The 6,368-nt window shown below is 65.2% G+C and carries 12 protein-coding genes and 1 pseudogene; 5 read left to right on the forward strand and 8 right to left on the reverse strand.

Features of this window, described 5'->3' with window-relative positions; translation table 11 throughout:
* Positions 1-229 precede the first annotated feature (229 nt).
* The 8 genes from JCM19049_RS19190 to JCM19049_RS06915 form a co-directional block, all read right to left on the reverse strand.
* On the reverse strand, positions 230-682 hold the full coding sequence (locus tag JCM19049_RS19190; RefSeq protein ID WP_279402641.1) for an ABC transporter permease: 453 nt from the start codon (positions 680-682) through the stop codon (positions 230-232).
* On the reverse strand, positions 637-867 hold the full coding sequence (locus JCM19049_RS19195; RefSeq protein ID WP_279402642.1) for a hypothetical protein: 231 nt from the start codon (positions 865-867) through the stop codon (positions 637-639). Before JCM19049_RS19195 ends, JCM19049_RS19190 begins: the two co-directional genes overlap by 46 nt.
* Complete coding sequence (locus JCM19049_RS19200) at positions 834-1,037, reverse strand: hypothetical protein (RefSeq protein WP_279402643.1); 204 nt, start codon at positions 1,035-1,037, stop codon at positions 834-836. Before JCM19049_RS19200 ends, JCM19049_RS19195 begins: the two co-directional genes overlap by 34 nt.
* Positions 1,034-1,474: an ABC transporter permease gene (locus tag JCM19049_RS22365; RefSeq protein WP_279402644.1), complete on the reverse strand. Its 441-nt coding sequence runs from the start codon at positions 1,472-1,474 to the stop codon at positions 1,034-1,036. The genes JCM19049_RS19200 and JCM19049_RS22365 overlap by 4 nt, the downstream gene beginning before the upstream one ends.
* Positions 1,368-1,634 (reverse strand): ABC transporter permease subunit, encoded by a 267-nt coding sequence (locus tag JCM19049_RS22370; protein WP_279402645.1) that lies wholly within the window; start codon positions 1,632-1,634, stop codon positions 1,368-1,370. Before JCM19049_RS22370 ends, JCM19049_RS22365 begins: the two co-directional genes overlap by 107 nt.
* On the reverse strand, positions 1,532-1,822 hold the full coding sequence (locus JCM19049_RS22375; protein ID WP_279402646.1) for a hypothetical protein: 291 nt from the start codon (positions 1,820-1,822) through the stop codon (positions 1,532-1,534). The genes JCM19049_RS22370 and JCM19049_RS22375 overlap by 103 nt, the downstream gene beginning before the upstream one ends.
* Positions 1,801-2,025: a hypothetical protein gene (locus JCM19049_RS22380; protein WP_279402647.1), complete on the reverse strand. Its 225-nt coding sequence runs from the start codon at positions 2,023-2,025 to the stop codon at positions 1,801-1,803. The genes JCM19049_RS22375 and JCM19049_RS22380 overlap by 22 nt, the downstream gene beginning before the upstream one ends.
* A gap of 85 nt (positions 2,026-2,110) precedes the next feature.
* Positions 2,111-3,943, reverse strand: coding sequence for a peptide ABC transporter substrate-binding protein (locus tag JCM19049_RS06915; RefSeq protein WP_279402648.1), 1,833 nt, complete (start codon positions 3,941-3,943; stop codon positions 2,111-2,113).
* A 216-nt stretch (positions 3,944-4,159) separates the two neighbouring features.
* On the opposite strand from JCM19049_RS06915, the gene JCM19049_RS06920 reads away from it, so the two are divergent.
* The 5 genes and pseudogenes from JCM19049_RS06920 to JCM19049_RS19225 form a co-directional block, all read left to right on the forward strand.
* Positions 4,160-4,354 carry a hypothetical protein gene (locus tag JCM19049_RS06920; RefSeq protein WP_279402649.1) on the forward strand — a complete coding sequence of 65 codons (195 nt, stop codon included), beginning with the start codon at positions 4,160-4,162 and terminating at the stop codon, positions 4,352-4,354.
* Between the two features lie 37 nt (positions 4,355-4,391).
* A complete protein-coding gene (locus tag JCM19049_RS06925; RefSeq protein WP_279402650.1) occupies positions 4,392-5,318 on the forward strand; it encodes an ROK family protein in 927 nt (308 codons plus the stop codon).
* 164 nt (positions 5,319-5,482) lie between these two features.
* Positions 5,483-6,121: pseudogene (locus JCM19049_RS06930) on the forward strand (M81 family metallopeptidase); the annotation flags it as partial.
* Positions 6,099-6,305: a M81 family metallopeptidase gene (locus tag JCM19049_RS06935; RefSeq protein ID WP_054821223.1), complete on the forward strand. Its 207-nt coding sequence runs from the start codon at positions 6,099-6,101 to the stop codon at positions 6,303-6,305. The pseudogene JCM19049_RS06930 and the gene JCM19049_RS06935, both read left to right, overlap by 23 nt.
* Positions 6,302-6,368: MlrC C-terminal domain-containing protein (locus tag JCM19049_RS19225; RefSeq protein WP_279402651.1), on the forward strand; the 67-nt coding region annotated here is incomplete at its 3' end. The genes JCM19049_RS06935 and JCM19049_RS19225, both read left to right, overlap by 4 nt.

Raw genomic sequence — 6,368 nt, forward strand, 5'->3', positions numbered from 1 at the left:
CCCGCGCACCGCGTTGACGGTGCGGTTCTTGGTCACGAAGTCCACTTCCAGGTCCGACACCTGCAGCGCCACCTCGGCCGGCTCGGCCGCGCGGCGCGCCCGCCGGGTGGATTCGGGGGTAGGGTTCTGGTTCACTGCTGACCTCGCACATCAAACATGTCACGCAACCCATCACCGATGAAGTTGAACGCGCAAACTACAAGAACAATGGCGATGCCCGCCGGGAAGATCAGCACCAGGCCCCGGAGTAGACCGAGGAGATGCCTTCGCTGAGCATCGCGCCCCAGTCGGTGGCCGGTGGCTGCAGGCCCATGCCCAGGAAGGAGATGTAGGCGATCAGCAGGATCGCGTCGGCCACCTGGAAGGTCGCGTTGACCACGACGGTGCCGATGGTGTTCGGGATGATGTGGCGCACCACGGCGCGGGTGTTGCTGCCGCCGGTGGCCTTCACCGCCAGCACGTAGTCCCGGGTCTTCAGGCTCAGGGCCTCGGCACGGGTCAGGCGCGCGGGCACCAGCCAGGAGACCAGGCCGATGATCAGCACCATCATGGACTCACTGGGGCGCACGATCGCGGAGATCACCAGCAGCAGGAAGATGCCGGGCACCGCGATGCCCGCATCCACGATGCGCATCATCACCGCGTCCACCCAGCCCCCGGCGTAGCGGCGATTGAACCCCACAGGGTGCCGATCACGGTGGCCAGCACGCCGGCGGCAAGGCCCACCAGAATGGAGGTCTGCCCGGCGACCATCAGCCGGCCGAGCACGTCATAGCCCAGCCCGTCGGTGCCCAGCACGTGCCCCTGCTCCCCGGGGGTGAGGTTGGAGGCCATCAGGTTCGTGGAGACCTGTTCGGTGGGGTACAACAGTGTCCCAGGAAGCTGAAGAGCACCAGGGCCACCAGGATGGCGGTGCCCAGCACCGCGAGCTTGTTGGAGAAGAACTGGCGCACTGCGCGCCTGGTCGGGCTCATCGCCGCCTCGGAGCTGCGCGCCGGGGTGGCCGGGGCCGTCGGGTTCTTGGTTGTCTCACTCATTTGACGCCTCCACGGGAACGCGGATCGAGGATGAACTGGGTGATGTCGGCCAGCAGCGAGCCGATCACGGTGGCCAGGGAGATCACCAGAATGCAGCCCAGCAGCACCGGGAAGTCGGTGGTCTGTGCCGCATTCCAGAACAGCAGGCCCATGCCCGGGTAGTTGAACAGCTGCTCCACCACCAGCGCCCCGCCGAACATCACCGGCAGGTAGTAGCCGAGCATGGTCACCACCGGGGTCAGCGAGTTGCGCAGCACGTGGCGGGCCACGACCCGCTTCATCGCGGTGCCCTTGGCCCGGGCGGTGCGCACGTAGTCCTCGTGCAGGTTGTCAATGGTGGAGGAGCGCATGTAGCGGGAGAAGGTGGCCACCCCGGCCAGGCCGCTGGTGAGCACCGGCAGCACCATTTCCTTGGGCTGGGCCAGGATTTCGCCCACGGTGTTGCTGCGGGGCGCTGGCCGGAAGGATGCCCAGCAGCTGGGCGAAGAACATGATCAGCAGCAGGCCCAGAAAGAAGCTGGGGGTGGAGTAGACCACGAAGTTGATGCCGGTGATGATGTAGTCAAAGGGCTTGTTGCGGCGCAGCGCCTGGGCCATCCCCAGCGGGATGGAGACCAGCAGGCTCCGCCCACGGCGGCGATCGCCAGGATCAGGGTCTTGGGCAGGCGCTGGGCGATCAGCGAGGAGACGTCCTCGTTCATCACGAACGAGCGGCCCAGGTCCCCGGTCAGCCACTGGCTGACGTAGTTGAAGTACTGCTGGATCAGCGGCAGGTCGAAGCCCATCTCATGGTTGAAGGCCTCGATCTGGCGGGCGTGGCCGCCTGGCCCAGAATGCCGCGGGCCGGGCCCCCGGGCAGTGCCTGCAGCAGCAGGAAGACGATGACCGACACAATGGCGATCACCACCGCGGCCTGCACCAGGCGTTTGATCATGAACAGCCCGAAGAGGCGGATATTCGAATTATCCCGGACGGCGGTAGTCGTCATCGGCGATAGTCCTTTCAAAAGTTGTGTGCCTGCCCGCGGCCCGGCCCCGCGCAACGGCGCCGGGCCACGGGACACACCGCAGGTATTACTTGTTCCAGCCCCAGCGCTGCGGGAAGAAGTTCCCGGTCGGGTCCTGGGTGGTGCCGGTCATGCCGTCGCGGATCACCGAGACCTGGTACACCGGGTTGGGCAGCCACATCACCGGCAGGTCCTCGGCCAGCAGCGCCGAGTAGTCCTGCATGATCTGCGGGTCGTTGCTCTCCAGCGCCTTGGTCATCAGCTCATCGGCCTTCGGGTTGGAGTAGTTGCCGAAGTTCACCGAGGCGCCGGTGGCGAAGATCCGCTCACCGGTCGGGTAGGCCGGGAAGTACCAGGAGCCGGCGGCACCGAAGTAGGAGAACTGCCAGTTGCAGTCCGAGGAGTCGGCCTCACACGGCACGGTGCGGTTGAGCACCGAGTTCAGCGGCGCGCGGTCGAAGCTCACCGCGACCCCGGCCTCACGCAAGGAGGACTGGATGGCGGCGAACTGCTTGTCCGCCTCCTCCGAACCGTTTTGCACCATCATGGTCAGCTCCATCTTGGTGCCTTCCTTGATGCCCTCGCCGCAGTCCGAGTCCCCGGCGCCGGCCGACTCGCAGACCAGGATGCCGTCGCTGCCGGCCTTCCAGCCGTGGTCGGCGAACAGCTGCTTGGCCTTTTCGATGTCGTACGGGTAGGGGTTGTTCTTCTGGGTGTCGGAAAGGTAGTGGGACTCGATGTCCTGCGGCACCGGGCCATAGACCGGGTTGGCCCCGCCCATCCAGACCTTTTCGGAGATGGTGCTCTGGTCCACCGAGGACTGCAGCGCCTGGCGTACGTAGAGCTGCTTGAAGACATCGCCCATCTTCGGGTTGTTGAAGTTGTAGGGCATGTAGGTGATGGCCCACCCTTCCCAGGGGTCCATGTTGTAGTTGTTCGCCTGGAACTGCTGCTGCTGGTTCAGCAGTGAGGTGGGAATGTAGCCGTAGTCAATGCCCTTGGAGCGCAGCAGGTTCACTTCGGCGTCGGCGGAGGTGAACGGCAGCAGGTTCACGGTCTGGACCTGGGCGGCGTCCTTGCCGTCGTAGTTTTCGTTCTTCTCCAGTGTGACCTTGCCGGAGTTGTCAAAGCCGCCGAGGGTGAACGGGCCGGAGACCACCTTCCACAGCGGGTTGTCCACGTAGTCCGAGATGTTTTCCGATTCCTTCATCAGGAACTTGAAGATCTCCTTGGCGCCCTTCTCGGTGCGGTCCGCGTCCCCGACCTTGCCGTCCTGGCTGGTCTTGGCCCAGGCATGGTGCGGCAGCGGGCGCACGGAAGCCAGCTGGCCGGAGTTCAGCCAGTCCTGGTTGTAGACCTTGTCGAAGGTGACGGTGAAGGTCTTCTCGTCGGTGTACTCCACGTCGGTGATGTTGTCCGGCAGACGCCCTTCCTTGTACCCGCCCCACTGTTCCTTGTTCGCCTTGATCAGGTTGAACCAGAATTCCACGTCGCGGGTGGTGATCGGTTCTCCGTCGGACCAGTGCATGTCACGCATGTGGAAGGTGACCTGCTTGCCGTCCTCGGAGTATTCCACCTTGTCGGCGATTCCGGTTTCGGTGTCCATGGCCATTTCGCCCTTGGAGCCGTCGAAGGTGAACATCGGGGACCACAGGGCCTGGTGGATGGAGGAGTTGTGGGTGGCCATCTTGCCGGCCACGCCGATCGGCAGGATCCAGTTTGGCGTGGCGTTCGGCGGCAGGGCGTAGTTCACCGTGTTGGTGTCCACGCCGGCCGGCACGGTCTTGGCCGCGGCATCGCTGTCGCCGTCGGTGGCGGAGTTGGTGTTGCTGTTTGCCCCGCCGCAACCGGTGAGCAGCAGCGCCAGCGCTGCCAGGCCGGCGGTGACGGACTTTTTCATGCGTCTCTGGTCGAAAGCCATGAGTTCCTCGCTAACGGTGTGAGTGGCTGACGATCCGCCGCCAACCTTTATTCAACATCGAACAAAGTATTGATACTTATGATCAAACTATGTGTAGTATAGGTCACGAGAGCAAAGACTTGCACCTGAATCGAAAAAAGTTTTGCGAATCTTGGTAATAGAAAGCGTCGTATAGACCAATGAGAGGATGTGTTCATGGCTTCTGGAAACCTGGCGGCGGACATCATCCATCGCATCGCTGTTGAACCGGTCACCCGCTCGGCCCTGGCCCGCGAGTTTGAACTGGCTCCCTCCACGATCTCGGCAAAAGTCAATGAACTGACCGAGGCCGGCTCATCGTTGAAGGCGGTGCCGCGCTCTCCCGTGGCGGACGCCCCGGCAAGCTGCTGACCTTGCGCTACCAGTCCGGACGCTTGGGGTGATCTCCATGGGTTCGCGCCACGCGCGGGTTGGGGTGGCGGACATGTCCCGCAAGATCCTGTCCATCCGCGAGGTGCGGATCGATGTCGGCCAGGGGGTGGATGCCACCTTGGACACTCTCTGGGCGGCGCTGAGGCAGGTGGCGGCCGAGGATGGCGGACAGCTGCTGGCGGTGGGCCTGTGTCTGCCCGGACCGGTGGATGTGGAGCGAGGCGTGGTCGTCTCGCCCTCGCGCATGCCCGGCTGGCACAACCAGCCGGTGGCCGAGATGGCCCGGCAAAAAATGGGCATTCCGGTGAACATGGACAACGATGCGAACCTCGCGGCGCTGGGGGAGTACCTGACCCGGGGCGAGGACGCCGCCGCCAACTCGATCACGCTGATCGCCGGATCCGGCATCGGCTCGGGCATCATGGCCAACGGCGAACTCTTCCGCGGCTCCTCCTACGCCGCCGGGGACATCACGCACACCAAGGTCGAGGCCGCCGGGGACCGGTTGTGCTCCTGCGGCAACCGCGGCTGCCTGGAAACCATTGCCTCCGGCGCGGCCATCGTGCGCGACCTGGCCGCGGTAGGCACCCATGTCGATGACATCCACGACGTGATCCAGCTGGTGCGTGACGGGCACCCGGCCGCCAATGGAGTGGTGCGCGAGGCCGGCCGGCAACTCGGGCTCGCGCTGAGCACCGTGGTGAACTTCTTCAATCCCGGGGACGTCTACCTCACCGGCACCCTGTCCAGCGCCAGCGTCTACGTGGCTGCGGTGCGCTCCCAGCTTTATGAACGCTGCCTGCCCATGGCCACCTCCGGGCTGCGCGTGGAAGCGGCAATGGCCGGGGCACACGCCGGGCTGATTGGCGCCGCGGAGATCGCCTTGATCGAGTTGCTGAGCCAGCCCAGCCTCCCCGCAGAATTTTCAGACCCGCCGGCCTAGCCGGTGGGCGGCGCTCCGACGCCACGACCCTCCATGAAAGGAAACCGTCTCGTGAACCCAACCCCTGCAGCACTGAAAATCGGCTTCGGCGGCATGTCGATTGAAGCTCGAACTTCTCCCCGCACCGTTCGGGGTTCGAGGCCTTCAACTTCACCCGCGATGACGCGCTGATGGGCCGGTACAGTTTCCTGCAGCCTGAGCACGAGAACTATGACGCCACCCTGGACGCCGCGTTCACCGCCATCCCGCTGGTCCACGCCCGCTCCCTGCCCGGAGGCATGGTTGAGCCCGAAGTCTATGAGACGCTCAAGCGCGATCTGATCGCCATGATCCACGAGCACGGCCCGTTCGATGGCTTCTTCTTTGACATCCATGGCGCCATGACCGTGCTGGGGCGCCAGGACGCGGAGGCGGACCTGGCCCGCGCCGTGCGCAGCGCCCTGGATGAGGAAAGCCAGAAGGCCGGTGCACCGCGCTGCCTGGTTTCGGCCACCATGGACCTGCACGGCAACGTCACCGCCGATCTGGTTGAGCAGTGCGACCTGATCACCTGCTACCGCATGGCCCCGCACGAGGATGAGCAGGAAACCAAGCAGCGCGCCCTGCGCAACCTGGTGGATCGGCTGCAATCCGGTGCCGGCGCACCGCACAAGGCGTTCGTGCGGATCCCGGTGCTGCTGCCCGGGGAGAAGACCTCCACCCGGCTGGAACCGGCCAAGGGCATCTACGCCGCCATCCCGGACATTGAAGCCTGGACGGGGTCACCGACGCTCGATCTGGGTGGGCTACGCCTGGGCCGATGAACCGCGCTGCTACGCCACCGTGGTGGTCACCGGTGATGACGCCGAACTGATCGGGCAGCAGGCCACCGAGCTGTCCAAGCGCTACTGGCAGGCCCGCGCGGACTTCAAGTTCGTGGCGCCGGCCGCTCCCTGGAGGAATGCCTGGCCGCCGCGCTGGCCGAAGACGCGCCGCGCCCCTACGTGATCTCCGATTCCGGGGACAACCCGACCGCCGGCGGATCCGGAGACGTGACCTGGACGCTGCGCG

The organism is Arthrobacter sp. JCM 19049 (genome assembly GCF_001310435.1).